Origin of the sequence: Streptomyces viridosporus T7A (genome assembly GCF_008704515.1) — a bacterium.
Taxonomy (GTDB): domain Bacteria; phylum Actinomycetota; class Actinomycetes; order Streptomycetales; family Streptomycetaceae; genus Streptomyces; species Streptomyces viridosporus.
The window spans coordinates 7,127,715-7,151,237 of record NZ_CP023700.1; the positions used below are offsets into that span (position 1 = coordinate 7,127,715).

General features: G+C 73.5%; 20 protein-coding genes and 1 tRNA gene. 12 read left to right on the plus strand and 9 right to left on the minus strand.

Going from position 1 to position 23,523, the window contains the following annotated elements:
• Positions 1-24 precede the first annotated feature (24 nt).
• From iolD to iolC, 4 genes are all read right to left on the minus strand, one after another.
• Positions 25-1,896 (minus strand): 3D-(3,5/4)-trihydroxycyclohexane-1,2-dione acylhydrolase (decyclizing), encoded by a 1,872-nt coding sequence (iolD, locus tag CP969_RS32540; protein WP_016823618.1) that lies wholly within the window; start codon positions 1,894-1,896, stop codon positions 25-27.
• Positions 1,893-2,786 (minus strand): 5-deoxy-glucuronate isomerase, encoded by an 894-nt coding sequence (gene iolB, locus CP969_RS32545; protein WP_004980143.1) that lies wholly within the window; start codon positions 2,784-2,786, stop codon positions 1,893-1,895. Before iolB ends, iolD begins: the two co-directional genes overlap by 4 nt.
• Positions 2,787-2,868: 82 nt before the next feature.
• Positions 2,869-3,744, minus strand: coding sequence for a Cgl0159 family (beta/alpha)8-fold protein (locus CP969_RS32550; RefSeq protein ID WP_004980141.1), 876 nt, complete (start codon positions 3,742-3,744; stop codon positions 2,869-2,871).
• A gap of 13 nt (positions 3,745-3,757) precedes the next feature.
• Positions 3,758-4,750 (minus strand): 5-dehydro-2-deoxygluconokinase, encoded by a 993-nt coding sequence (gene iolC, locus CP969_RS32555; protein ID WP_004980139.1) that lies wholly within the window; start codon positions 4,748-4,750, stop codon positions 3,758-3,760.
• 317 nt (positions 4,751-5,067) lie between these two features.
• Here iolC and CP969_RS32560 point away from each other — a divergent pair, with 317 nt between their 5' ends.
• The 5 genes from CP969_RS32560 to CP969_RS32580 are packed head-to-tail and all read left to right on the plus strand — an operon-like array spanning position 5,068 to position 10,026.
• Positions 5,068-6,087: a sugar ABC transporter substrate-binding protein gene (locus CP969_RS32560; RefSeq protein ID WP_004980135.1), complete on the plus strand. Its 1,020-nt coding sequence runs from the start codon at positions 5,068-5,070 to the stop codon at positions 6,085-6,087.
• On the plus strand, positions 6,087-7,163 hold the full coding sequence (locus CP969_RS32565; RefSeq protein ID WP_004980134.1) for an ABC transporter permease: 1,077 nt from the start codon (positions 6,087-6,089) through the stop codon (positions 7,161-7,163). The genes CP969_RS32560 and CP969_RS32565 overlap by 1 nt, the downstream gene beginning before the upstream one ends.
• A gap of 5 nt (positions 7,164-7,168) precedes the next feature.
• Complete coding sequence (locus tag CP969_RS32570; RefSeq protein WP_004980130.1) at positions 7,169-8,080, plus strand: ATP-binding cassette domain-containing protein; 912 nt, start codon at positions 7,169-7,171, stop codon at positions 8,078-8,080.
• 1 nt (position 8,081) lies between these two features.
• Positions 8,082-8,984 carry a sugar phosphate isomerase/epimerase family protein gene (locus CP969_RS32575; RefSeq protein WP_004980121.1) on the plus strand — a complete coding sequence of 301 codons (903 nt, stop codon included), beginning with the start codon at positions 8,082-8,084 and terminating at the stop codon, positions 8,982-8,984.
• A 22-nt stretch (positions 8,985-9,006) separates the two neighbouring features.
• Positions 9,007-10,026, plus strand: coding sequence for a Gfo/Idh/MocA family protein (locus CP969_RS32580; protein ID WP_004980118.1), 1,020 nt, complete (start codon positions 9,007-9,009; stop codon positions 10,024-10,026).
• 416 nt (positions 10,027-10,442) lie between these two features.
• Here CP969_RS32580 and CP969_RS32585 read toward each other — a convergent pair whose 3' ends face one another.
• From CP969_RS32585 to CP969_RS32595, 3 genes are all read right to left on the minus strand, one after another.
• On the minus strand, positions 10,443-11,447 hold the full coding sequence (locus tag CP969_RS32585) for a Gfo/Idh/MocA family protein (protein ID WP_016823617.1): 1,005 nt from the start codon (positions 11,445-11,447) through the stop codon (positions 10,443-10,445).
• 98 nt (positions 11,448-11,545) lie between these two features.
• The gene (locus CP969_RS32590) at positions 11,546-12,322 is read right to left on the minus strand and encodes an SDR family oxidoreductase (RefSeq protein WP_016823616.1); all 777 of its coding nucleotides are present in this window, start codon (positions 12,320-12,322) and stop codon (positions 11,546-11,548) included.
• Positions 12,323-12,340: 18 nt separating this feature from the next.
• Positions 12,341-13,525 carry a phytanoyl-CoA dioxygenase family protein gene (locus tag CP969_RS32595; protein ID WP_016823615.1) on the minus strand — a complete coding sequence of 395 codons (1,185 nt, stop codon included), beginning with the start codon at positions 13,523-13,525 and terminating at the stop codon, positions 12,341-12,343.
• A 106-nt stretch (positions 13,526-13,631) separates the two neighbouring features.
• Between CP969_RS32595 and CP969_RS32600 the strand changes: the two genes are divergently transcribed.
• Both CP969_RS32600 and CP969_RS32605 read left to right on the plus strand, forming a co-directional pair.
• Complete coding sequence (locus CP969_RS32600; RefSeq protein ID WP_004980112.1) at positions 13,632-14,666, plus strand: LacI family DNA-binding transcriptional regulator; 1,035 nt, start codon at positions 13,632-13,634, stop codon at positions 14,664-14,666.
• 114 nt (positions 14,667-14,780) lie between these two features.
• Positions 14,781-15,353, plus strand: coding sequence for a TMEM175 family protein (locus CP969_RS32605; protein WP_004980111.1), 573 nt, complete (start codon positions 14,781-14,783; stop codon positions 15,351-15,353).
• A 4-nt stretch (positions 15,354-15,357) separates the two neighbouring features.
• Here the strand turns inward: CP969_RS32605 and CP969_RS32610 are convergent, their stop codons facing one another.
• A complete protein-coding gene (locus tag CP969_RS32610) occupies positions 15,358-16,521 on the minus strand; it encodes a Gfo/Idh/MocA family protein (protein WP_016823614.1) in 1,164 nt (387 codons plus the stop codon).
• Positions 16,522-16,631: 110 nt separating this feature from the next.
• Here CP969_RS32610 and CP969_RS32615 point away from each other — a divergent pair, with 110 nt between their 5' ends.
• The 4 genes from CP969_RS32615 to CP969_RS32630 all read left to right on the plus strand — a co-directional run bounded on the left by CP969_RS32615 (position 16,632) and on the right by CP969_RS32630 (position 20,152).
• The gene (locus CP969_RS32615; protein WP_026084694.1) at positions 16,632-17,669 is read left to right on the plus strand and encodes a LacI family DNA-binding transcriptional regulator; all 1,038 of its coding nucleotides are present in this window, start codon (positions 16,632-16,634) and stop codon (positions 17,667-17,669) included.
• A gap of 138 nt (positions 17,670-17,807) precedes the next feature.
• A complete protein-coding gene (locus CP969_RS32620; RefSeq protein ID WP_004980103.1) occupies positions 17,808-18,458 on the plus strand; it encodes a GntR family transcriptional regulator in 651 nt (216 codons plus the stop codon).
• 255 nt (positions 18,459-18,713) lie between these two features.
• A complete protein-coding gene (gene lhgO, locus CP969_RS32625) occupies positions 18,714-19,949 on the plus strand; it encodes an L-2-hydroxyglutarate oxidase (protein WP_016823612.1) in 1,236 nt (411 codons plus the stop codon).
• 129 nt (positions 19,950-20,078) lie between these two features.
• Positions 20,079-20,152, plus strand: a tRNA-Pro gene (locus CP969_RS32630).
• A gap of 261 nt (positions 20,153-20,413) precedes the next feature.
• Here CP969_RS32630 and absR1 read toward each other — a convergent pair.
• Positions 20,414-21,499, minus strand: a complete 1,086-nt coding sequence (absR1, locus tag CP969_RS32635; RefSeq protein ID WP_004980097.1) for a beta-glucuronidase AbsR1 — start codon at positions 21,497-21,499, stop codon at positions 20,414-20,416.
• A gap of 96 nt (positions 21,500-21,595) precedes the next feature.
• Between absR1 and CP969_RS32640 the strand changes: the two genes are divergently transcribed.
• The gene (locus tag CP969_RS32640; protein ID WP_016823611.1) at positions 21,596-23,521 is read left to right on the plus strand and encodes a LuxR family transcriptional regulator AbsR2; all 1,926 of its coding nucleotides are present in this window, start codon (positions 21,596-21,598) and stop codon (positions 23,519-23,521) included.
• Positions 23,522-23,523 lie beyond the last annotated feature (2 nt).

Genomic DNA, 23,523 nt, shown 5'->3' on the forward strand with positions numbered 1-23,523 from the left:
GCGGGGCCTCGCGCGGCAGGGGTCCTACAGGTGGCGGCGGCGTCCGGCGACCTGGGAGTCGTACCGTTCACGGGCCCGGACGGCGGCCTCGCGGGACGCCACCTCGGCCACCGGCACGTCCCACCAGGCCTCGGCCGGGGGAGCGGTGGGGGCCGGGTCGGTCTCGACGTAGACGCACGTCGGGCGGTCGGAGGCGCGGGCCTCGGCCAGCGCCTCGCGCAGTTCCCGCACGGTCTTGGCGCGCAGCACGTCCATGCCGAGGCTGGCCGCGTTGGCGGCGAGGTCCACGGGCAGCGGGGCGCCGGTGAAGGTGCCGTCCTCGGCCCGGTGGCGGTAGGCGGTGCCGAACCGCTCGCCGCCCGTCTCCTCGGACAGGCCGCCGATGGAGGCGTAGCCGTGGTTCTGGATCAGCACCATCTTCACGGGCAGGCGCTCCTGGACCGCCGTGACCAGCTCCGTCGGCATCATCAGGTAGGTGCCGTCGCCGACCAGGGCCCACACCGGCGTGCCGGGAGCGGCCTGCTGCACGCCGAGGGCGGCCGGGATCTCGTAGCCCATGCAGGAGTAGCCGTACTCCAGGTGGTACTGGCGCGGGCTGCGCGCGCGCCACAGCTTGTGCAGGTCGCCGGGGAGCGAACCGGCCGCGTTGATCACCACGTCCTCGTCGCCGACGACCGCGTCGAGCGCGCCGAGCACCTGGGTCTGGGTCGGCGCGGCGCTGTCGTCCTCGGCCCGGTAGGCGGCCTCGACGACCTCCTCCCAGCGCTCCTTGCCGACGCGGTACTCGGACACGTACGCCGCGTCCACCCGGTGCCCGGCCAGCGCCCCGGTGAGCTGCTCCAGGCCGGTGCGCGCGTCGCAGACCAGGGTGCGCGCCGCCAGCTTGTGCGCGTCGAAGCCGGTGACGTTGAGGTTGAGGAACCGCACGTCCGGGTTCTGGAACAGGGTGCCGGAGGCGGTGGTGAAGTCGGTGTAGCGGGTGCCGACGCCGATCACCAGGTCGGCGGTGCGGGCGAGGGCGTCGCTCACCGCCGTGCCGGTGTGGCCGATGCCGCCGAGGTCGGCCGGGTGGTCGTGGCGCAGGGAGCCCTTGCCGGCCTGGGTGGAGGCGACCGGGATGCCGGTGGCGTCCACGAACGCCTTCAGGGCCTGTTCGGCCTCGCTGTGGTGGACCCCGCCGCCCGCCACGATCAGCGGGCGCCGTGCGGCCCGTACGGCTTCCACGGCCGCCGCCAGCTCCACCGGGTCCGGGGCGGGGCGGCGCACGTGCCAGACGCGCTCGGCGAAGAACTCCTCCGGCCAGTCGTACGCCTCCGCCTGCACGTCCTGCGGCAGCGCCAGGGTGACGGCGCCCGTCTCGGCCGGGTCGGCGAGCACCCGCATGGCGTTCAGCGCGGAGGGGATCAGCGCCTCCGGGCGGGTGACGCGGTCGAAGTACCGCGACACCGGGCGGAGCGTGTCGTTGACCGACACGTCGGCCGCGACCGGGTGCTCCAGCTGCTGGAGCAGCGGGTCGGCGACGCGCGAGGCGAAGTAGTCGCCGGGGAGCAGGAGCACCGGCAGCCGGTTGATGGTGGCGAGGGCGGCGCCGGTGACCAGGTTCGTCGCGCCGGGGCCGATGGACGTGGTCACCGCCTGCGCGGAGAGCCGGTTCAGCTGGCGGGCGTGGCCCACGGCCGCGTGCACCATGGACTGCTCGTTGCGGCCCTGGTGGTACGGCATGACGTCGGCGTACTCGACGAGCGCCTGCCCGATCCCCGCCACGTTGCCGTGGCCGAAGATGCCCCAGGTGCCCGCGATCAGCCGGCGCCGCACGCCGTCCCGCTCGGTGTACTGGGCGGACAGGAACCGCACCAGCGCCTGGGCGGTCGTCAGTCGGCGGGTGGCGGGGCTCATGCGGACCTCTCGGGGGCGGTGTAGAGGGGGAGGCGGGGGTCGACGGCGTGCTCCGGCCAGGTGTCGCGGATCCAGGCGTGGTCGGGGTGGTCGCAGATCAGCCAGGCGCGCTCGGCCTCGGGGCCCGCCATGACGTTGAGGTAGTACATGTGGTGGCCCGGCACGGCCATGGAGGGCCCGTGCCAGCCGTCCGGGACGAGGACGACGTCGCCGTCGCGGACCTCGGCCAGCACGTCCGTGTCGCGGCCCGGGCCGGAGGGGGAGACCCGCTGGTAGCCGAGGCCGGGGACGCCGTCGTGGCCGGCGAACTCGAAGTAGTAGATCTCCTCCAGGACGGACTCCTCGCCCGGCCGGTGCTCGTCGTGCTTGTGCGGCGGGAAGGACGACCAGTTGCCGCCCGGGGTGAGGACCTCGACCGCGATCAGCTTGTCGCACTCGAAGACCCCGGCCGCACCGAAGTTGTTGACCTGGCGCGAGCAGGTGCCGGTGCCGCGCAGCTCCACGGGGACGTCGGCGGCCGGTCCGTAACGGGCGGGCAGCCGGCGGGTGCAGCGGGCCCCGGTGAGCGCGAACCGCCCGCCGCCGGCCGAGGCCACCGTCGCACGGGCGTCGCGCGGGACGTAGGCGAAGTCGCTGACGCCGTCGAACACGCTTGTGCGGCCGGTGAGTTCGAAGGCGTCGTGGCCGAAGTCGTCGTCGGCGGTGACCGTGCAGCCGCCGTTCAGCGGGAGCACGATCCACTCGCTGTCGCCGGTGTCGAAGGTGTGCGTGCCGCCCGGCGGCAGCTCCAGCACGCGCAGCGAGGAGTACCCCCAGCCGGCCGTCTCGGGGGTGACGTCGACGAGGTAGGGGCCGGCGAGGGCCTTGCCGGCGGGAAGGTGATACGTCATGCCATGCCTCCGTCTGGGAACAGGCGTGTCGGAACAGCGTGCCGCAACGGGCGTCCCCGGGCGACGCCCCGGGACCGGTGTCTCACAGCAGGCCGACGGCGGTGTCCACCGCCGCCTCCACACTGCCCTCGGCCGGGTAGAGCAGCGACCGGCCGACGACCATGCCCTGCACGGAGGGCAGCCGCAGCGCCTTGCCCCACCGCTCGTAGGCGGCCTCCTGGTCGCCGACCTCGCCGCCGAGCAGCACGACGGGCAGCGTGGAGGTCTGCAGCACCTCCGCCATGTCGTCGGCGTCGTCGGTGACCGGCAGCTTCAGCCAGGTGTAGGCGGAGGTGCCGCCCAGGCCGGACGCGATGGCGATGGAGCGGGTGACGGCCTCGGCGGACAGGTCGTTGCGGACCCGGCCGTCGACCCGGCGGGAGATGAACGGCTCCACGAACACCGGGAGCCGGCGCGCGGCCATGGCGTCGACGGCGCGGGCGCTGGACTCGAGGGTGGTCAGGGAGCCCGGGTCGTCGTAGTCGATGCGCACCAGGAGCTTGCCGGCGTCGAAGCCCAGGCGCTCGATGTCCTCGGGGCGGTGGCCGGTGAAGCGGTCGTCCATCTCGAAGGCCGCGCCGGCCAGGCCGCCGCGGTTCATCGAGCCCATGACGACCTTGTCCTCCAGCACCCCGAGCAGCAGCAGGTCCTCCAGGACGTCGGCGGTGGCGAGCACCCCGTCGACGCCGGGCCGGGACAGCGCGGTGCAGAGACGTTCCAGCAGATCGGCGCGGTTGGCCATGGCCAGCCGCCGGTCGCCGATGCCGAGCGCGCCCCGGGCCGGGTGGTCGGCGGCCACGATCAGCAGCCGTCCGCTGTCGCCGATCAGCGGCCGGCGCGCCCGGCGGGCGGCGGCCTCGGCGACGGCCTCGGGACGGCGGGCTCGGACCGCGGTGAGGTCGGGGATGCTGAGATTCAAGGAAGGGCTCCGTTCAGGGCTGGCTCGGCCGGCTCGCACCGCTCGGCGACGCGGCCCGCGCGAGGAGGTCCGCGACCTCCGACTCGGTCGGCATGGCGGACGAACAGGCGAGGCGCGAGGCGACGAGGGCCCCGGCCGCGTTGGCGTGGCGCATGGTCCGCTCCAGGTCCCAGCCGGAGAGCAGGCCGTGGCAGAGCGATCCGCCGAAGGCGTCGCCCGCGCCGAGGCCGTTGACCACCTCGACCGGCACCGGCTCCACCTCGGCCCGGCCGCCGTCGCGGTGCACGGCGAGCACGCCCTTGGGGCCCTGCTTGACCACGGCCAGCTCCACGCCCGCCGCCAGCAGCGCCTCGGCGCACGCCTCGGGCTCGCGCACCCCGGTGGCCACCTCGCACTCGTCGAGGTTGCCGACCGCGACCGTGGCGTGCCGCAGGGCCTCGCGGTAGTACGGGCGGGCCTGGTCCGGGTCGCGCCAGAACATCGGGCGCCAGTCGAGGTCGAAGACGGTGGTGCCGGCCTTCGCGCGGGCCTCGAGCGCGGCGAGCGTGGCCGAGCGGCTCGGCTCCTCGCTCAGACCGGTGCCGGTGATCCAGAAGATGCCGGCCGCGCGGACGGCGTCCAGGTCCAGTTCGTCGGAGCGGATCTCCAGGTCGGGGGCCTTGGGCCGGCGGTAGAAGTACAGCGGGAAGTCGTCCGGCGGGAAGATCTCGCAGAACGTGACCGGGGTGGGGTACGCCGCGACCGGCGTGACCCAGCGGTCGTCGACGCCGAAGTCCCTCAGCGCGTCGTGCAGGTAGGCACCGAAGGGGTCGTCCCCCGTGCGGGTGATCACCGCCGTGGAGCGGCCCAGGCGGGCGGCGGCGACCGCGACGTTCGCGGCGGAGCCGCCCAGGAACTTCCCGAACGTCTCCACCCGGGACAGCGGTACACCGGTCTGCAGGGGGTAAAGATCGACCCCGATGCGGCCCATGGTGATCAGGTCGAAATACTGTGGTGAGTCGGCCATTGAGCGACGCTCCTCGAGCTGCTGGGGGACGCGGGTCCCGGGACACCCCGCCACGGTGGGGCGAGGGTCCCGGGACCTGCCGCCTCTCAGGTGTAGGTCTCGGAGGGCGGCGGTGTCAATAGTTTGTACTTACATTCAGACTAGCTCGTGAAATGATGTCTTAACAAAGTATTGACAGCAGGCGCAACACGGGATTTGATCCCGTCCCAGCACGACAGCCGTGTCCCACGGCACACCACCCGGACTCCCGAGGCTCCGGGCACCGGATCCTCGGGCTCCCGCCCTTTCCCCGCGTAGCACAGTGAGGTGCAGGAACGATGGACCGCTCTTCTCACACCCGCTCCCGCAGAATCGCGCCGTTCGTCGCGGTCGCGGCGGCAGCCGCCCTGACCCTCGCCGGCTGCTCCAGCGATTCCGGGGGCAAGAAGTCCGAGGAGGACGGAGCCGGCGCCTCCGCGGGCAAGGCCTCCACGCCCCGCATGAAGGTCGCCCTCGTCACCCACCAGGCGCCCGGCGACACCTTCTGGGACATCGTCCGCAAGGGCGCCGAGGCCGCGGCCGCCAAGGACAACGTCGACCTCGTCTACTCCTCCGACCCGAACGCGGGCAACCAGGCCAACCTGGTGCAGAACGCGATCGACCAGAAGGTGGACGGCATCGCGGTCACCCTCGCCAAGCCGGACGCGCTCAAGGACGTCATAGCCAAGGCGGAGGCGGCCGGCATACCCGTCGTCGGCCTCAACTCCGGGCTGAGCGACTGGAAGGACCTCGGCCTGCTGCAGTTCTTCGGCCAGGACGAGTCGGTGGCGGGCGAGGCGTTCGGCAAGAAGCTGAACGAGGTCGGCGCCAAGAACGCCGTCTGCGTCGTCCACGAGCAGGGCAACGTCGGCCTGACCCAGCGCTGCGACGGGGTGAAGAAGACCTTCGAGGGCAAGACCCAGGTCGTCAACGTCAACGGCACCGACATGCCGTCGGTGAAGTCGACCATCACCGCCAAGCTCAAGCAGGACTCCGCCATCGACTACGTCCTCACCCTCGGCGCGCCCTTCGCGCCGACCGCGGTGCAGTCGGTGGGCGACGCGGGCAGCAAGGCCAAGGTCGCCACCTTCGACCTCAACAAGGAGCTGACCAAGGCGATCCAGGGCGGCGACATCGAGTTCGCCGTGGACCAGCAGCCCTACCTCCAGGGCTACCTCGCGATCGACGGTCTGTGGCTCTACAAGAACAACGGCAACTACAGCGGCGGCGGTGAGCAGCCGGTGCTGACCGGTCCGGCGTTCGTCGACAAGTCCAACGTCGACGCGGTCTCCGAGTTCGCCGCGAAGGGCACTCGGTGATGAGCATGACCCACCAGGCTGAGCCGGCGGTGACCGCACCGCCGGCCTCCGGCCCGCAGCAGACCGACGGCCGCACCGTGCGGCGCCCGCTGGCGCTGCGCCTGCTCGCCCGGCCCGAGGTCGGCGTGTTCCTCGGTGCCGTGGCCGTCGCGGTGTTCTTCCTGTTCACCGCCCCGCCGGTGCGCGACGGCAGCTCGATGGCGAACATCCTGTACCAGTCGTCGACCATCGGGATCATGGCACTGCCCGTGGCCCTGCTGATGATCGGCGGCGAGTTCGACCTCTCGGCCGGTGTCGCCGTCGTGGCCTCGGCGCTGACCGCGAGCATGCTCAGCTACCAGCTCACCCTGAACGTCTGGACGGGTGTGATCGTCGCCCTGGCGGTGTCCCTCGCCGTCGGCGCGTTCAACGGCTGGATGCTGGTGAAGACCGGGCTGCCGAGCTTCCTGGTCACGCTCGGCACCTTCCTGATCCTGCAGGGCGTGAACCTCGCCGTCACCAAACTCGTCACCGGCAACGTCGCCACCGACGACATCAGCGACATGGCCGGCTTCGACCAGGCCAAGGCGATCTTCGCCTCCTCCTTCGAGGTCGCCGGCGTTCAGGTGAAGATCACGGTCGTGTGGTGGCTGGTCTTCGCCGCCCTGGCCACCTGGGTCCTGCTGCGCACCAAGTACGGCAACTGGATCTTCGCGGTCGGCGGCAACAAGGAGAGCGCCCGCGCGGTCGGCGTCCCCGTCACCTTCACCAAGATCTCGCTGTTCATGCTGGTCGGCTTCGGCGCCTGGTTCGTCGGCATGCACAACCTGTTCTCCTTCAACACCGTGCAGTCCGGCGAGGGCGTGGGCCAGGAGCTCATCTACATCGCCGCGGCGGTCATCGGCGGCTGCCTGCTGACCGGCGGCTACGGCTCCGCGATCGGCCCGGTCTTCGGCGCCTTCATGTTCGGCATGGTGCAGCAGGGCATCGTCTACGCCGGCTGGAACCCCGACTGGTTCAAGGCCTTCCTCGGCGTGATGCTCCTCGGCGCCGTCCTCATCAATCTGTGGGTCCAGCGCACGGCGACCCGGAGGTGACCGCAATGACCGACAAGACGACCGGTACCCACGGTGCCGTCCTGAAGGACACCCCGCCCGAGGGGGACCGCCCCCTGGTCGAACTCCGGGCGGCCGGCAAGTCCTACGGCAACATCCGCGCCCTGCACGGCGTCGACCTCACCGTCCACCCCGGCAAGGTGACCTGCGTCCTCGGCGACAACGGCGCCGGCAAGTCCACCCTCATCAAGATCATCTCCGGTCTGCACCAGCACACCGAGGGCGAGTTCCTCGTCGACGGCGAACCGGTGCGCTTCACCACCCCGCGCGAGGCCCTCGGCAAGGGCATCGCCACCGTCTACCAGGACCTCGCGGTCGTCCCGCTGATGCCGGTGTGGCGGAACTTCTTCCTCGGCTCCGAGATGACCAAGGGCCCCTGGCCCGTCCGCCGCCTCGACATCGAGCGCATGAAGAAGACCGCGGACGAGGAACTGCGCAACATGGGCATCGTCCTGGACGACCTGGAGCAGCCCATCGGCACGCTCTCCGGCGGCCAGCGCCAGTGCGTCGCGATCGCCCGCGCCGTCTACTTCGGCGCCCGCGTCCTCATCCTGGACGAGCCGACCGCCGCCCTCGGCGTCAAGCAGTCCGGTGTGGTGCTGAAGTACATCGCCATGGCCCGCGACCGCGGCCTCGGCGTCATCTTCATCACCCACAACCCGCACCACGCCTACATGGTCGGCGACCACTTCAGCGTGCTGCGCCTGGGCACCGTGGAACTGAGCGCGGCCCGCAGCGAGGTCGGCCTCGAGGAGCTCACCAACCACATGGCCGGCGGCGCCGAACTGGCCGCCCTCAAGCACGAGCTGGCACAGGTCCGCGGCGTCGACACGGAGGGACTGCCCGAGGAGGGCGACCTCCAGACCCCGGTCGCGGCAACCCCGGAAGGAAAGTCCTGACATGGCAGTCGCACTCGACCGCATCCGGGTCGGCTCCGCCCCCGACTCCTGGGGCGTCTGGTTCCCCGACGACCCGCAGCAGGTGCCCTGGCAGCGCTTCCTCGACGAGGTCGCCGAGGCCGGCTACTCCTGGATCGAACTCGGCCCCTACGGCTACCTCCCGACCGACCCGGCCCGCCTCACCGAGGAGGTGGACAAGCGGAACCTCAAGGTCTCCGCCGGCACCATCTTCTGCGGACTGCACCGCGGCCCGTCGGAGTGGGACGCCACCTGGGAGCAGGTCAGCCGCGTCGCCGCGCTCACGCAGGCCATGGGGGCGAAGCACCTCGTCGTCATCCCCTCCTTCTGGCGCGACGACAAGACCGCCGAGATCCTGGAGGCCCCGGAGCTCACCACCGAGCAGTGGGGCCACCTCACCCGGGGCATGGAGCGCCTGGGCCGCGAGGTGCGGGACGCCTACGGCCTGGACATCGTCGTCCACCCGCACGCCGACACCCACATCGACACCGAGGAGCACGTCGAGCGCTTCCTCGACTCGACCGACTCCGACCTGGTCAACCTCTGCCTGGACACCGGCCACTACGCCTACTGCGGCGGCGACAGCGTCAAGCTGATCGAGACCTACGGCGAGCGCATCGGCTACCTGCACCTCAAGCAGGTCGACCCGGACATCCTCGCCGACGTCGTCGCGAACGGGATCCCGTTCGGACCGGCCGTGCAGCGCGGGGTGATGTGCGAACCGCCCGCCGGCGTCCCCGAGCTCGGCCCGGTCCTCACGGCCGCGCAGAAGCTGGGCGTGGACCTCTTCGCCATCGTCGAGCAGGACATGTACCCCTGCGAGCCGGACAAGCCGCTGCCGATCGCGGTCCGCACCCGCAAGTTCCTCCGCTCCTGCGGCGCCTGACGACCCGAAGAGGAGGCGAGAGATGAACCGGCGCGAACCCCTGGGCATCGCCGTCATCGGCACGGGCCGCATGGGCGCGGACCACGTGCGCCGCATCGACCGGGTGATCAACGGCGCGCGGGTCACCGCCGTCGTGGACGTCGACGCCGAACGGGCCAAGGCCGTGGCCGCGGGCGTCGACGGCTGCACCGCCCACACCGACCCGGCCGCCGCGATGGCGGCGGCCGACGTCGACGCCGTGCTCATCGCCTCCCCGGGCCCGGCCCACGAGGCCGCCCTGCTCACCGCGTTCGAGCACGACCTGCCCGTCCTGTGCGAGAAGCCGCTCACCCCCGACGCGGCCTCCGCGCTGCGCGTCATGGAAGCCGAACAGGCCCTCGGCCACCGCCGGGTCCAGGTCGGTTTCATGCGCCGCTACGACGCCGAGTACGTGAAGCTGAAGGCGCTGCTGTCCACCGGCCAACTGGGCCGCCCGCTGATGCTGCACAACCGCCACCGCAACGTGGCCAGCCCGCCCTTCTTCACCAGCTCCATGCTGATCAGCGACTCCGTCGCCCACGAGGTCGACGCCACCCGCTGGCTCCTCGGCCACGAGATCACCGCCGTCACGGTCCTGCGCCCCACCCCCTCCTCCGGCGCCCCCGACGGACTGCGCGACCCGCAGTTCGTCGTCCTCGAGACCGACGGCGGCGCCCTCTCCGACGTCGAGATCTTCGTCAACTGCGGCTTCGGCTACCAGGTGCAGGCCGAGGCGGTCTGCGAACGCGGCACCGCCCGCATCGGCGACGGCCACGCCCTGGTCACCCACATGGCCGGCCGCTGGGGCGGCACCGTCGCCCAGGACTGGACCGAACGCTTCGCCCAGGCCTACGACGACGAGGTGCAGGCCTGGGTCGACGCCACCCGGCGCGGCGAGGTGACCGGCCCCAGCACCTGGGACGGCTACGCCGCGGCGGCCGTCTGCGAGGCGGGCGTCCGCGCGCTGGAGGACGGCGTCCGCACGGCGGTCGACCTGGTGGAGAAGCCGGCGCTGTACCGCTGACGAGCGTCGTCCGGCGGCGGGATCCGGGACCCCGGATCCCGCCGCCCTCGCCGTCGGGGACCGCCGCGCCGGAAGGGCGCGCGACAGGACACGGCGGCCGCCGGGATCCGGTCCTCGGGGAGGGCATCCGGTGCTCCGGGCCATCGCCGTCCGTGTCGCCGCCGCAGGGGCCGCGGCACCGGTCGCCCGCATCGGTGGCACGCCGCGGCGGAACCGGCGGCCTCCACGGCTGCCCCTGCCCCTGTTCGCGCCCCGGCAGCGCCTACGCGTCTCGGTGGCCGCGTTGCCGAGGCGCGACGACGAGGACCGCCCGAGGGGAGCCCGGCCACGAAGGCGGGGGCCTCATCGACGGCTGACGGCCGGGTCCGCGCCCCTCCCAGGGGCCCGGACCCGGCCGTCCTCGTGCGCCCCGTCCGTCAGGCCTCCCTCACCTCGGCGATCGTCACCGGCCGGTGCTCGCGCAGCGACAGGGTGCACGCCTCGGCGATCCAGCCCGCCTCCAGGGCGTCCTCGACCGTGCAGGGCGAGGGGCGGGAGCCGGCCACGACCTCGGTGAACGCGGTCAGTTCGGCGCGGTAGGCGGCCGCGAAGCGGTCCATGAAGAAGTCGTGCGGGGTGCCCGCGGGGAAGGTCGTGCCCGGCTCCACCGACCGCAGCGGCAGCTTGTCCTCCAGGCCGACCGCGATGGAGTCCGCGAAGCCGTGGAGCTCCATGCGGACGTCGTAGCCCCGCGCGTTGTGGCGGCTGTTGGAGACCACCGCGAGGGTGCCGTCGTCCAGGGTGAGGATCGCGCCGGTGGTGTCGGCGTCGCCCGCCTCCGCGATGAAGGACGCGCCCCGGTTGCCGCCGGCCGCGTACACCTCGGTCACCTCGCGGCCGGTCACCCAGCGGATGATGTCGAAGTCGTGCACCGAGCAGTCGCGGAAGATGCCCCCGGACGCGGCGACGTACGCGGCCGGCGGCGGCGCCGGGTCCAGCGTGGTCGAGCGCACGGTGTGCAGCTTGCCCAGCTCCCCGCCGCGCACGGCCGCCCGCGCGGCGACGAAGCCCGCGTCGAAGCGGCGGTTGTAGCCGATCTGGACCGGCACGTCCCGGCCCCCGACGGCCTTCAGCACCTCCACGCCCTCCGCCATCGTGCGGGCGACGGGCTTCTCGCAGAAGACGGGGACGCCGGCCTCGACGCAGGCGAGGATCAGCCCGGGATGGGCGTCGGTCGCGGCGGCGACCACCACGCCGTCCACACCGGCCGCGAGCACGGCCTCGGGGGAGTCGGCGACCTCGGCGCCGAACCGCTCGGCGGCGGCCTTCGCGGCGTCCGCGAACGGGTCGGAGACGACGAGGGACCCGACGGTGTCGAGCCCGGAGAGGGTCTCGGCGTGGAAGGCGCCGATACGGCCGAGGCCGAGGATTCCGATGCGCATGGGGAACGGTGCTCCTTGGGTCCGGGGGCGAGAGGTGCGGGGATGAGGGGTGCGGGGGCGAGAGGTGCGGGGGCGTGCGAGCGGGGGAGGAGGGGAGGTCAGTCGAGGCCGCCGAGGACGTTCTGGTCCCAGTCGATCACGGAGCCGGTGACCACCCCGGAGCGGTCCGAGAGCAGGAGGACCACGAAGTCGGCGATCTCGTCCGGTTGGCCGAGCCTGCCCATCGGCAGCCGCGCGGCGGCCCGTTCGCGCCAGTCGTCCCCGGCGCCGTGGAAGGTGCGCTGGGTCGCGTCCTCGCCCTCGGTGGCGGTCCAGCCGATGTTCAGGCCGTTGATCCGGATGCGGTCCCACCGGTGGGCGTGCGCCGCGTTGCGGGTCAGGCCGACCAGTCCGGCCTTCGCGGCGACGTACGGCGCCAGGAACGGCTGCCCGCCGTGCGCGGACGAGGTGATGATGTTGACGACGGTGCCCGGCGCCTCGCGCCGCACCATGTCCGCGACGGCGGCCTGCATCGCGAAGAACGGGGCCTTGAGGTTGACCGCGACGTGCTGGTCGAACAGCTCGGGCGTGGTGTCCAGCAGGGTGCCGCGCGAGGTCAGCCCCGCCGAGTTCACCAGGCAGTCCACCCGGCCGTGCGCCTCGACCACCCGCGCGACGGACGCCTTGGCCTGCTCGGCGTCCGCCAGGTCGGCGCGGACGAACATCGCCCTGCCGCCCGCGGCGGTCAGCTCGGCCGCCAGGGCCTCGCCGGGTCCGGGGCGCCGGCCGGTGACGGCCACCGCCGCCCCCTCGCGGACCGCCGCCCGCGCGACGGCGGCCCCCACACCCTGGCTGCCGCCGTTGACGAGGACGATCCTGTCGTCGAGAAGTCCCATGGTTCCCTCCGGGTCCCTTCAGCTCTGGCGCCGCTTGGCGCCGGCCCGCAGCTCGTCCCGCAGGGTCCGCGCGGTCCACCCCTCGCGCAGCGCCCGCCGTACGACGTCGGCCTGCGAGGACGGGGCCAGGCCGTCGACCGGCGGGTCGTTGTCGAGGTTGGTGGGGAAGGGGTAGCCCTCGGCGCTCGCCGCGATCACGTTCTCCAGCCACCGCTCGCCGGCGCCCTCGGCCTTGCGCGCCAGCAGCACCGGGTAGACGGCGCCCGCCACGGCCTCGCGGTCGACGGTCTCCATCGCCCGCCCGAACGCGGACGACACCTGGAGCAGGTTGGCCATGCGCCGGATGTCCGCCGAGTGGTTGGCGCCGGCGGCGTGGAACAGCGCGGGGTTGAAGAACACCGCGTCGCCCTTGGCGAGCGGCAACTGGACGTGGTGCTCCTCGAAGTACGCCCGGAACTGCGGGAGCCGCCAGGCGAGGTAGCCCGGCTCGTACTTCTGGGAGTGCGGCAGGTAGAGCGTCGGGCCGGACTCCACGGGCATGTCGCAGTGCGCGACCGCGCCCTGGAGGGTGAGCACGGGGGAGAGGCGGTGCACGTGCGCGGGGTGGGCGGCGGCGACCTCGTTGGTCAGGAAGCCGAGGTGGTAGTCGCGGTGCACGGTCTGCGCGGCACCGCCCGGGTTGACCACGTTGACCTGGGAGGTGACCTGGTAGCCGGGGCCCAGCCAGGCCGAGGAGACCAGGGCGATCACGTCGTTGGCGTAGTAGTCGGCGAACGCCTCCGGGTCGTGCAGGGCCGCCTTCTCCAGGGCGTTCCACACCCGGTCGTTGGCGCCCGGCTCGGCGAAGTGGTCGCCGGCGGTGGCGCCCGAGGCGCGCTGCTGGGCGATCAGGGCGTCGAACACGGCGGAGGTCCGGTCGACCACCGCCGGGTCGGGGAAGGCACCGCGGATCACCACGATGCCGGGGCCGTCGGCGAGGGCGCGGACCAACTCGGCCTGGACCGCGCGGCGGTCGGCGAGGGCGAGCCGGTCGGCGTCGTACAGCAGCACGTTCCGCTCGACGGCGGAGGCGTGCGGGTGGGCGGCGGGGTCGGTCGTCTGCTCGACCAGGGTGCGGAAGGCGTCCAGGTCGCAGTCCCGCTCGGACAGCCAGGCGGCGTGTGCGGGGGCGGTCTGCGCGGGGGCGGAGACGGTGGAGGACATCCTCGTCCTTTCGGGTCACGGAGCGACTCGGTTCTGCCATTCTTGTCAGTACAAACCCTTCGAACAACCAGCAGGAAGCCATCAAAAACCCCTCAGGAGACGCGGTATGGGCCACCCCTTCCCGATCCGGGAGATCGCACGTCAGGCAGGGCTGAGCGAGGCCACCGTCGACCGGGTCCTCAACGGCCGGGGCGGCGTGCGGGAGAGCACCGCGCAGGAGGTGCACCGGGCGATAGCCGACCTGGACCGGCAGCGCACCCAGGTCCGGCTGGTGGGCCGGACGTTCATGGTGGACATCGTGATGCAGTCGCCGGAGCGGTTCTCCACCGCCGTCCGCGCGGCCCTGGAGGCCGAACTCCCCTCCCTGCACCCGGCCGTGGTCCGCTCCCGCTTCCACTTCCGCGAGACCGGACCGGTCGCGGAACTGGTCGCCGTCCTCGACCGGATCGGACGGCGCGGCTCGCAGGGGGTGATCCTCAAGGCCCCGGACGTCCCCGAGGTCACCGCCGCCGTCGCCCGGCTCGCGGCGGCGGGCGTCCCGGTGGTGACGCTGGTGACCGACCTGCCCGCGAGCACCCGGGTCGGCCACGTCGGCAGCGACAACCGCGCGGCCGGCGCGACCGCCGCGTATCTCATGGGGCAGTGGCTCGGCGACCGTCCGGGCAATGTGCTCACCAGCCTCTCCAGCGGCTTCTTCCGCAACGAGGAGGAGCGCGAGATGGGGTTCCGCAGTGTCATGCGCGCCCGCCACCCCGGGCGCGCCCTCGTCGAGATCGCCGAGGGGCAGGGCCTGGACGCCACCCAGTACGACCTGGTCCGGGCCGCCCTGGAACGCGACCCGGACATCCGCGCCGTCTACTCGATCGGCGGCGGCAACATCGCCACCCTGCGCGCCTTCGAGGACGCCGGGCGCGAGTGCGCCGTGTTCGTCGCGCACGACCTCGACCACGACAACACCCGGCTGCTGCGCGAGCACCGGCTGTCCGCCGTGCTCCACCACGATCTGCGCCACGACCTGCGCGAGGCCTGCCACCTGGTGATGCGCGCCCACGGGGCGCTGCCGCCCGCCGGTCCCACCCTCCCCTCCCCGATCCAGGTGGTCACGCCCTACAACATGCCGCCCCTGACGTTGGCCGGGTGAGAGCCCGCGGTGAACGGGCCCCGGCCCGGGCGTGTACCCCCGTGCGCCGGGCCGGGCCCGCCTACCGTCGGGCGCATGAGGAAACCGACCCCGGAAGGCGGCCCCGAACGGCTGATGGCACTCGCCGACGGCGTGTTCGCCATCGCCATCACCCTGCTGGTGCTGGACATCTCCGTGCCGCAGGGGCTGAACTCCGAGGAGTTCCACCAGGCCCTGAGCGACACGCTGCCCAACCTGGGCGCCTACGGGATCAGCCTGGCGGTGCTGGCCGGCTTCTGGCGCGACCACCGGGCGATCTTCCGCACCGTCCAGCAGGTGGACGGGAACGTGATCGGGCTGACCGTGCTCGGTCTGGGCCTCGCGGCACTGCTGCCGTTCCCGACCACGCTGGTCTCCGAGTACGGCGACGAGCGCGCCTCGGTGATCATCTACTCGGTGGCGGTCGCCTCGCTCGGCGCCGTCCACCTCGCGCTGGCCGTCCTCATCGCCCGCCGCCCCTGGCTGCGCGGCGGAGCCGCACCCGTGCGGGACGAGGCGCTCTACGCCGTCGACCTGGGGGTGACGGTGGCGGTGTTCCTGGTGACCGTCCCGCTCGCCCTGCTCGTCGGATCCGCCGCCATGTGGTGGTGGCTGGTGCTGGTGCCGCTCAAGGTCTGGCTGGGCCGCCGGGAGAACGCGGCCCGCTGAACCGTCACGCCGGAGCGTCCACCGTCACCCACGCCCCGTTCCCGGCCGACCGCGCCATCGCGTCCAGTACGGCCGCGCTGTGCACGGCGTCCGCGAGGGTGGCGCCGTGCGGGACGCCCTCGGCGACGGAGCGCAGGAAGCGGTACGCCTCGATGACCTTGAGGTCGTCGTAGCCCATGGCGTTCGCCGCGCCCGGCTGGAAGGCGCCGAACTCGCCCTGGCCCGGGCCGACGTAGACGGTGCTGACGGGCTGGTCCTGGTAGGCGGCGCCGCGGCCGACGCCCAGTTCGTTCATGCGCCGGAAGTCCCAGAAGACCGCGCCCTCGGTGCCGTGCACCTCGAAGCCGTAGTTGTTCTGCTCGCCGACCGAGACCCGGCAGGCCTCCAGCACCCCGCGCGCGCCGGAGGCGAAGCGCAGCAGGCAGTTCACGTAGTCCTCGTTCTCGACCGGGCCGAGTTCGCCGCCGGCGGCGCGGGAGTGGCCGGCCGTGGCGCCCGCGGGACGGGCCCGCTCGGGCAGGAAGATCGCCGTGTCGGCGGTCAGCGCGGTGATGTCGCCGAGCAGGAAGCGGGCCAGGTCGACGCCGTGCGAGGCCAGGTCGCCGAGCACCCCGCTGCCCCCGCGCGCCCGCTCGTACCGCCAGGTCAGGGCACCCTCGGGATGGGCGGCGTAGTCGCTGAACAACCGGATGCGGGCGTGCGTGATCCGGCCGATCCCGCCGGAGGCGATCAGGTCCCGGGCCGCCTCCACGGCGGGCGCGTTGCGGTAGTTGAAGCCGACCGCGCCCTGGACCCCCGCCGCGGCGACCGCGTCCGCGACCGCACGGGCGTCCTCCGTCCCCAGGCCCACCGGCTTCTCGATCCAGAGGTGCTTGCCCGCCTCGGCCATCGCGACGCCGATCTCGCGGTGCAGGAAGTTCGGGGCGGTGACGCTGACGGCCTGCACCCTCGGATCGGCGGCCACCTCCCGCCAGTCGCGGGTCGTCGAGGCGAACCCGAACTGCGCCGCGGCCTCCTCGGCCCGGCCCGGCACCTCCTCGGCGACGGACACGAGTTCGGGCCGCAGGGCGAGGTGCGGGTAGTGGTGGAGCACGCGGGCGTACGCCTGGGTGTGCACCCGTCCCATCCAGCCGAATCCGACGACGGCGACACCGAGCGTATCCACCATGAGAGCCCCTCTTTGGACCGTTCCAGGATCTGTCCACGCCACCCTGTGCGGCCATGACCAGGGGTGTCAAGGCTTTGACAGGAGACGAGCGGCGTGGAACGGTCCAACCCATGAGAACGCCGACGATCCGTGATGTGGCCGCACGAGCCGGCGTGTCCAAGTCGCTGGTCTCGCTGGTGCTGCGCGGCTCGGACCGGGTGCGCCCGGAGAAGCGGGAAGCGGTGCTGCGGGCCGCGCGCGACCTCGGCTACCGCCCCAACACCGCCGCGCGCAGCCTGAGCGAGCGGCGCGGCCTCCCTCCGGCTCCCGGCACCTCCCCCTCCCCTTCCACCCCCCTGGTCGGCGTCCTCCTCGACGACCTGCGCAACCCCTGGTTCGTCGACCTCCTCGACGGCCTCAGCGCCCTGCTGCACGCGAGCGGCCTGCGCATGCTGCTCGCCGACGCCCGCCTCAACCGCCGTACGGGCCAGGACCCGGCCGGTCCCTTCCTGGAACTCGGGGTCGACGGCCTGGTCGTGGTCGGCACGCTGCCCGACCCGGCGGCGCTCGAAGCGGCCGCCGAACGGATCCCGGTGGTGCTGGCGGGCGGCCGGGAAGCGGTGCCGCCCGGGGTGGACGTGGTCGCGGGCGACGACGAGCGCGGCGCCCGGCTGGTCACCGAGCACCTCATCGGCCTCGGGCACCGCCGCATCGCGCACATCGCCGGGTACGGTGCCGTGGGCGAGCTGCGCCGGCGCAGCTTCGAGGCGACGATGCGTCACCACGGCCTGGCGGACCGGGCGGTGGTGGAGACCGGCGACCTGACGGAGGAGGGCGGCTACCGCGCCACCGTCCGGCTGCTGAACCGCCCCGACCGCCCCACCGCCGTCTTCGCCGTCAACGACATCACCTGCGTGGGCGTCCTGTCGGCGGCCGAGGAACTGGGGCTGCGGGTCCCGCGGGACCTGTCCGTGGCCGGCTACGACGACACGAGCATCTCCCGGCTGCGTCATCTGTGGCTCACCACCGTCGACAACGCGAGCCACGAGGTCGGCCACCGCGCGGCCCGCCTCCTCCTCGACCGGCTCGGAACGCCCGGCGGCACCGGGGAACTCCACCTGGTGGCGCCGACGCTGGAGATCCGGGGGACCACCGCGGCCCCCGCCTGACGTCCGCCCGCCGGCTCCCGTACCGCCGTACCGCCCGGGTGCGGCTCCGCGGCGCCCGCGGGAGCGGCGAACAAAATTGTTGACAATTGCGTTTCGTCGGGTGTAGGTTCGACGGCCACTCATTCAGGGAGAGCGACGATGCCGAACCAAGCCAGTCCGAGCTCCGGGGAGCAGGCCAAGCAGCATGCGCTCGCCCGGCTGCGGCAGGCGATCCTGCGGGGTGAGATGGCACCGGCCCAGCGGCTGGTGGAGAACGAACTCGCCGAGCAGTTCGGTGTGACGCGGGCCAGCATCCGGGCGGCACTGATCGAGCTGGAGGCGCAGGGACTGGTCGAGCGCATCCGCAACCGCGGTTCGCGGGTGCGGGTGGTGACCGTGGAGGAAGCGGTCGCCATCACCGAATGCCGGATGGTGCTGGAAGGACTCTGCGCGGCGAAGACGGCCGTGGCGGCGACCGACGAGCAGTTGGACGAACTGGCCGACCTGGGCGCGGCGATGACCAAGGCCGTGGCCGACGGCGAACCGCTCACCTACTCCGACCTCAATCACGAACTGCACGCCCGCGTACGGGAGTTCTCCGGTCAGCGGACGGCCGTGGAACTGCTGGAGCGGCTCAACGCCCAACTGGTGCGTCACCGCTTCCAGCTGGCGCTGCGGCCGGGGCGGTCGCAGCAGTCCCTGAACGAGCACCTGGCCATGATCGAGGCGATCCGGGCCAGGGACCCGCGGGCGGCCGAGGAGGCCGTCCGCGCCCACCTCGCCAGCGTGATCGAGGCGCTGCGCGGCTGACCCGCGGCTCACCGGTGCGCGGGGCAAGCGCCCGCCCGTCACCGAGGAGACGCGAGCACGCCCCACGGCAACGCGCCCACGCCCCGCCCCGGCCGGCTCTCGTCGTCACCGCGCACACGGAGCCCCCGTGCGTCCGGCAGCCGTGCGTGGCCCTCCCACCCGGTCCGGACCGCCGCCGTCCGCTCCGGCGCCCGAACCGCGTGTACGGGACTCGGGGGAGGTGACGGAGGACAATGAGGAACGAGGAGGACGCCCGTGGCTGACGAGACGGTCGGGATCGTCGGTGCCGGCATCGTGGGCCTGGCCACCGGCCGGGAGATCGCCCTGCGCCGCCCCGGCACCAGGGTCGTGGTGCTGGAGAAGGAACGGGAGGTCGCCGTCCACCAGACCGGACACAACTCCGGAGTGGTCCACGCCGGCATCTACTACTCCCCGGGCAGCCTCAAGGCCGCTCTGTGCGTGCGGGGCGTGTCCCTGCTGCGCGAGTACTGCCAGGAGCGCGGACTGCCCTACCGGGAGATCGGCAAGCTCGTCATGGCGGTGCGCGAGGACGAACTGGGCCGGATGGAGAACCTCTACGAACGGGCCGGGAACAACCACGTGCCCGAGCTGCGGAAGATCTCCCGGGAGGAGATCAGGGAGATCGAGCCGCACGCCGGCGGCATCGCGGCCCTGCACTCCCCGCGCACCGCGATCACCGACTACCGGGCGATCGCCCGCGCGTTCGCCCAGGACATCGAGGCCTCGGGCGGCGAGGTCAGACTCGGCTTCCCGGTCACCTCGGTCACCCGGGTCCCGGGCGGCATCGAGGTGGCCGGCACACCGGCGGGGGCCTCCCCGGCCGACGGTCCGGAGAGGGTGCGCGTCGACCGCCTGATCCTCTGCGCCGGTCTGCACTCGGACACGGTGGCCCGGCTGGCCGGGGACGGCGGCGACCCCCGGATCGTGCCGTTCCGCGGTGAGTACATGCTGCTCCGGCCGGACCGCACCCACCTGGTCAACGGCCTCCTCTACCCGGTCCCCGACCCCCGCTACCCCTTCCTCGGCGTGCACTTCACCCCACGGGTCGACGGCTCCGTCGAGGTCGGCCCGAACGCCGTCCTGGCCCTGGCCCGGGAGGGCTACAGCCTCGGCAGGATCTCCTTCGAGGACCTCGTCGGCCTGGCCGCCCACCCCGGCGTCTGGCGCATGGCCGCCCGGCACTGGCGGACCGGCCTGAAGGAGTACCGGGGCTCGCTGTCGAAGGCGGCCTTCATGAAGGACGCCGGGCTGTACGTGCCCGAGGTGGGCACCGCCGACGTCGTCCGCGGCGGCGCCGGCGTCCGCGCCCAGGCCCTGGACCGGGACGGCACCCTCGTCGACGACTTCCGCATCCACACCGCGGGCCGCGTCACCGCCGTCCGCAACGCGCCCTCACCGGCCGCCACGGCCAGTCTGGCGATCGCCGAGCACATCGTCGGCGCCGTGTACGACGGTCGGAACGACGTCTGAGCCGCCCCGGCGGCCCCCGGCGCCCCCGGAAGCCTCCACGGTCCGAGCAGGGGCGGCCCCGGCGCCCCGGTGCGCCCGCATGAGGTAATGTTGATCCTCGTGATCACGCGGTTCACCGCGTGCACACATCGGGACGTGGCGCAGCTTGGTAGCGCACTTGACTGGGGGTCAAGGGGTCGCAGGTTCAAATCCTGTCGTCCCGACGGACGGACGGGCCATCGGCCCGTTCCAGGGCCTTGTCTCACTTCGGTGAGGCAGGGCCCTCGGTCGTTTCCCGCGCCCTCGTTCGGCGACGGAGTCCGGCCGCGGTCATCGCCACGGGCGTCGCCGGCCGGTACGGGGCCGTGCGGACACCGGGTGTGGCGTGGGCCGGGGACGTCACCCTCCCCCGAAGGTGGCGTCCCCGGCCGCTCCCCCGGCGCCGGACAGTGGATCGGGGCGTCCGTGTGCGGTCGGTCGTGCCGTCACCAGCACATGACCGCCGTCTCGCCCGAACCCCGCGCGGAGTACAGGCGGACACGGACGTAGTAGCGGCGGCCCCTGACGAGCCGGGCCGCGATCGTCGCGTTGCGCGGGGTCCCCCCGTCGTCGTGGCCGGCGAGGAAGCGGGGCTCCCCGTCCCGCTCCTCGAAGAGCACGACGACCGTGTCGCCGTCGCCGAAGGTGCCCACCGTGTAGTCGCGGGTCTCCGGCGGGTCGATGCGGAAGTCCGCCTGCTCGCCCGGGCCCAGACCCAGCGGCACCGAACGGAACGGCACCAGCGCGGGCGGTCGCGGCGGATCGGCCGGCGGGTACCAGCGGAGCACGAACTCCTTGTCGCCGGGGGACAGGGTGCCCGGCGGGTGCACGCCCCCGCGGTACTGCTCCGGCTCCAGGATCAGCCCCGGCGGCACGGCGCACTGCATGATCGACTGCGGGTCCCAGACGGAGCCGTTCACCTCGTCCGGGCCGATCCTGCGCAGCACGTTGTGGAACGTCCGGTCCCGGCTCCAGTGGTTCGGCGGGCCCGCCAGTTCGGCGTACACGGCCTCGTCGTCCCAGTGGATGCCGGCGTACGGGCTCTGGTGCTCGTGCAGCATCCCGAGCGCGTGCCCGATCTGGTGCAGGGCCGTCGCGCGCTCGCCCGGTGCGGTCAGGTCCCAGCCGAAGTTCATGGTGCGGTCGTGCACGCCGGCCCGGAGCGCGTCCCTGCCCACGGCCGACCAGGAGCCGTCACCGAGCTGGAACCCGATGCGCAGCTCCGCCTCGGAGCGGTCGCGGACCTCGGTGAAGGCCAGCCCGATCCCGAGGCCGCGCCACTCCTCGAAGCACTCGCGCACCACGTCCTGCTGCTCCTTCGCACCGCCCCAGGAAACCCAGCGGGTCCGCCCGGTCCCGGGGACGGCGATGACCGATCCGTCGGTGTCGTCGTGGAAGAAGCAGTAGTGCAGCACGGTGCCGTTGACCCACATCCGCCGCCCGGCGACCAGCGCGCCGAGCCGCTCGGCGGCCAGGCCCGGCGGATACGCGGGGGCCGGCTGCGGCGGCAGCGAGCAGTGGCGAGCGGTCATGGGCCACAGACTGCCGTGCCGCCGGCCCGGGGCGCCTGAGTCGGGGTCTGCTCAAGTGGCCCTGTATCAGAGGTGAGTATCGGCGCTCCTGTTCATGTGACGACGACATGGCGACGGGATGAGACCGGACCGTACGAGCCGTACGGGCCCGGTGAGAAGGACGCGACGGCGCTTCGCGCCCCCTGGCCGTTCACCGGCCGGGAGGACGAACTCGACCTGGTGCGGCGGTCGCTGACCGGCGCACGGCGCGGCCTGGTGGTGACCGGCCCGGCGGGCCGGGGCAAGACCCGGCTCGTCACCGAGGCCGTCCGGGGCACCGACTGCGCGCACGTCACCGGAACGCCGCGGACCCGGGACCTCCCCTTCGCCGCCTTCGCCCCCCTGCTGCCCGAGGCCGTCACCCTGCACCGCGCGCTGCACCTCCTGTCCGGGACACGGACGCTGCTGGTCGACGACGCCCACCTGCTCGACGACGCCTCCGCCGCCCTGGTCCACCAGCTCGCCGTGCGGGGACGCACCCGGCTGCTGGTCGTGGTGACCGACGGCGAGCCGGTGCCCGCCGCCGTGTCGCGGCTGTGGACCGGGGAGCTGCTGCCCCGCCTGGCGCTGCCCGAGCTGCCCCGGGAGGAGACCGCGCGGCTGCTCGAGGCGGACGCGCACCGCCCCCTGGAGCCGCTCACCGTGAACCGGCTGCACCGTCTGTGCGGCGGGGACCTGCGGCTGCTGCGGGAACTCCTGGCCGCGGTGTGCGGGCACGGGCGGCTCACCCGGGTCCCGGGCACCGACGCCTGGGCGTGGCGGGGGCCGGTGCCGCCGACCCCGCTCGTGCGCGAACACACCGCCCGCCTCCTGGAGCGCGTCCGTCCCGAGGAGCGCGAGACGCTCGACCGCCTCGCCTTCGCCGAACCCCTGCCGCCGGACCCGGAGGACCTCGACCTCGCCGCCCTGGAACGCCTGGAGAGCGAGGGCCTGGTGGACGTCGACGAACCGCCCCCGGGCCCCGGCTCCGCCCGGCCGGGAGGCGCCCCCCTCGGCGTGCGGCTCGCCCACGCCCTGCACGGCCCGGTCCTGCGGGCCGCCGCCGGCCGGCTGCGGGCCCGCCGACTGGCCCGCGCGCCCGAGGAGTACGGCCCCGCCCTGGACGCCGAGTCGGCGGAACTGACCCGGCGGATCGAACGGGCCGACGTGACGGTGGTCCCGGCGCCCGTGGGGGACTGGCTCGTGGCGGAGGGAGTGCCGGTCCCGGCCGGGTACGCGGCGCTGCGCGCCCGGTACGCGCGTCTGCGCGGCGAACTGCGGGAAGCGGCCGCATGGGCCCGTGAGGGCCTGCACACCGCTCCCGACGACCCGTCCTGCCGCACGGAACTCGCCCGTGCCGGGACCCGGCCGACCGACCCGGCCGAGCCACGCGGCGGCCCCTGCGACGGGGGCCCCTGCGACGGCGGCCCCTACGACGGCGGTCCCCGCGACAGCGACCTCTGCGACAAGAGTCCCCACGGTGGTGATCCCCACGATGGCGACCCCCACGGGGGCGACCCCTACGACGCCGTACGTCTCGGCACCCCCGAACGGGCGGCCGGCCGGCTCGACGGCGTCTTCGCCGACCACGCCGACGCCCTCGCCCGTGCCGACGGACCCGCGCTGGACCGGGCGGCCGAGGAGCTCCGGCGGCGCGGCTTCCTGCTGTTCGCGGCCGAGGCGCACGCCCAGGCCGCGGGGGCCCACCGGGACCCGCTCGCCGCCCGCACCTCACGCACCCGCGCCGTCGCCCTCGCCCGCCGCTGCCAGGGCGCCCGCACCCCCGCGCTCGCGGGGCTGGTGCTGGGCGAACTCACCGCACGGCAACGGCAGATCGTCACCCTGGCCGCAGCGGGCCTGAGCAATCGGCAGATCGCGGAACGCCTCACGCTGTCCGTCCGCACGGTGGGCAACCACCTGTACGGCGCCTACGCCCGCCTCGGCGCCGGTGACCGCGGCGCCCTGCCGCGGCTGATGGAACCGGCCCGGGCGCAGTCGGCGTGAAG

Bases quoted from the DNA above. Each gene is read 5' to 3' on its own strand.
- CP969_RS32605 (WP_004980111.1), top strand. From the start codon at position 14,781: ATGGCACTCGCCGACGGCGTGTTCGCCATCGCCATCACCCTGCTGGTG.
- iolD (WP_016823618.1), bottom strand. From the start codon at position 1,896: ATGAGCCCCGCCACCCGCCGACTGACGACCGCCCAGGCGCTGGTGCGG.
- CP969_RS32620 (WP_004980103.1), top strand. From the start codon at position 17,808: ATGCCGAACCAAGCCAGTCCGAGCTCCGGGGAGCAGGCCAAGCAGCAT.
- CP969_RS32565 (WP_004980134.1), top strand. From the start codon at position 6,087: ATGAGCATGACCCACCAGGCTGAGCCGGCGGTGACCGCACCGCCGGCC.
- absR1 (WP_004980097.1), bottom strand. From the start codon at position 21,499: ATGACCGCTCGCCACTGCTCGCTGCCGCCGCAGCCGGCCCCCGCGTAT.
- CP969_RS32600 (WP_004980112.1), top strand. From the start codon at position 13,632: ATGGGCCACCCCTTCCCGATCCGGGAGATCGCACGTCAGGCAGGGCTG.
- CP969_RS32585 (WP_016823617.1), bottom strand. From the start codon at position 11,447: ATGCGCATCGGAATCCTCGGCCTCGGCCGTATCGGCGCCTTCCACGCC.
- CP969_RS32590 (WP_016823616.1), bottom strand. From the start codon at position 12,322: ATGGGACTTCTCGACGACAGGATCGTCCTCGTCAACGGCGGCAGCCAG.
- CP969_RS32595 (WP_016823615.1), bottom strand. From the start codon at position 13,525: ATGTCCTCCACCGTCTCCGCCCCCGCGCAGACCGCCCCCGCACACGCC.
- iolC (WP_004980139.1), bottom strand. From the start codon at position 4,750: ATGGCCGACTCACCACAGTATTTCGACCTGATCACCATGGGCCGCATC.
- CP969_RS32615 (WP_026084694.1), top strand. From the start codon at position 16,632: ATGAGAACGCCGACGATCCGTGATGTGGCCGCACGAGCCGGCGTGTCC.
- CP969_RS32560 (WP_004980135.1), top strand. From the start codon at position 5,068: ATGGACCGCTCTTCTCACACCCGCTCCCGCAGAATCGCGCCGTTCGTC.
- CP969_RS32575 (WP_004980121.1), top strand. From the start codon at position 8,082: ATGGCAGTCGCACTCGACCGCATCCGGGTCGGCTCCGCCCCCGACTCC.
- CP969_RS32610 (WP_016823614.1), bottom strand. From the start codon at position 16,521: ATGGTGGATACGCTCGGTGTCGCCGTCGTCGGATTCGGCTGGATGGGA.
- CP969_RS32580 (WP_004980118.1), top strand. From the start codon at position 9,007: ATGAACCGGCGCGAACCCCTGGGCATCGCCGTCATCGGCACGGGCCGC.
- CP969_RS32570 (WP_004980130.1), top strand. From the start codon at position 7,169: ATGACCGACAAGACGACCGGTACCCACGGTGCCGTCCTGAAGGACACC.
- iolB (WP_004980143.1), bottom strand. From the start codon at position 2,786: ATGACGTATCACCTTCCCGCCGGCAAGGCCCTCGCCGGCCCCTACCTC.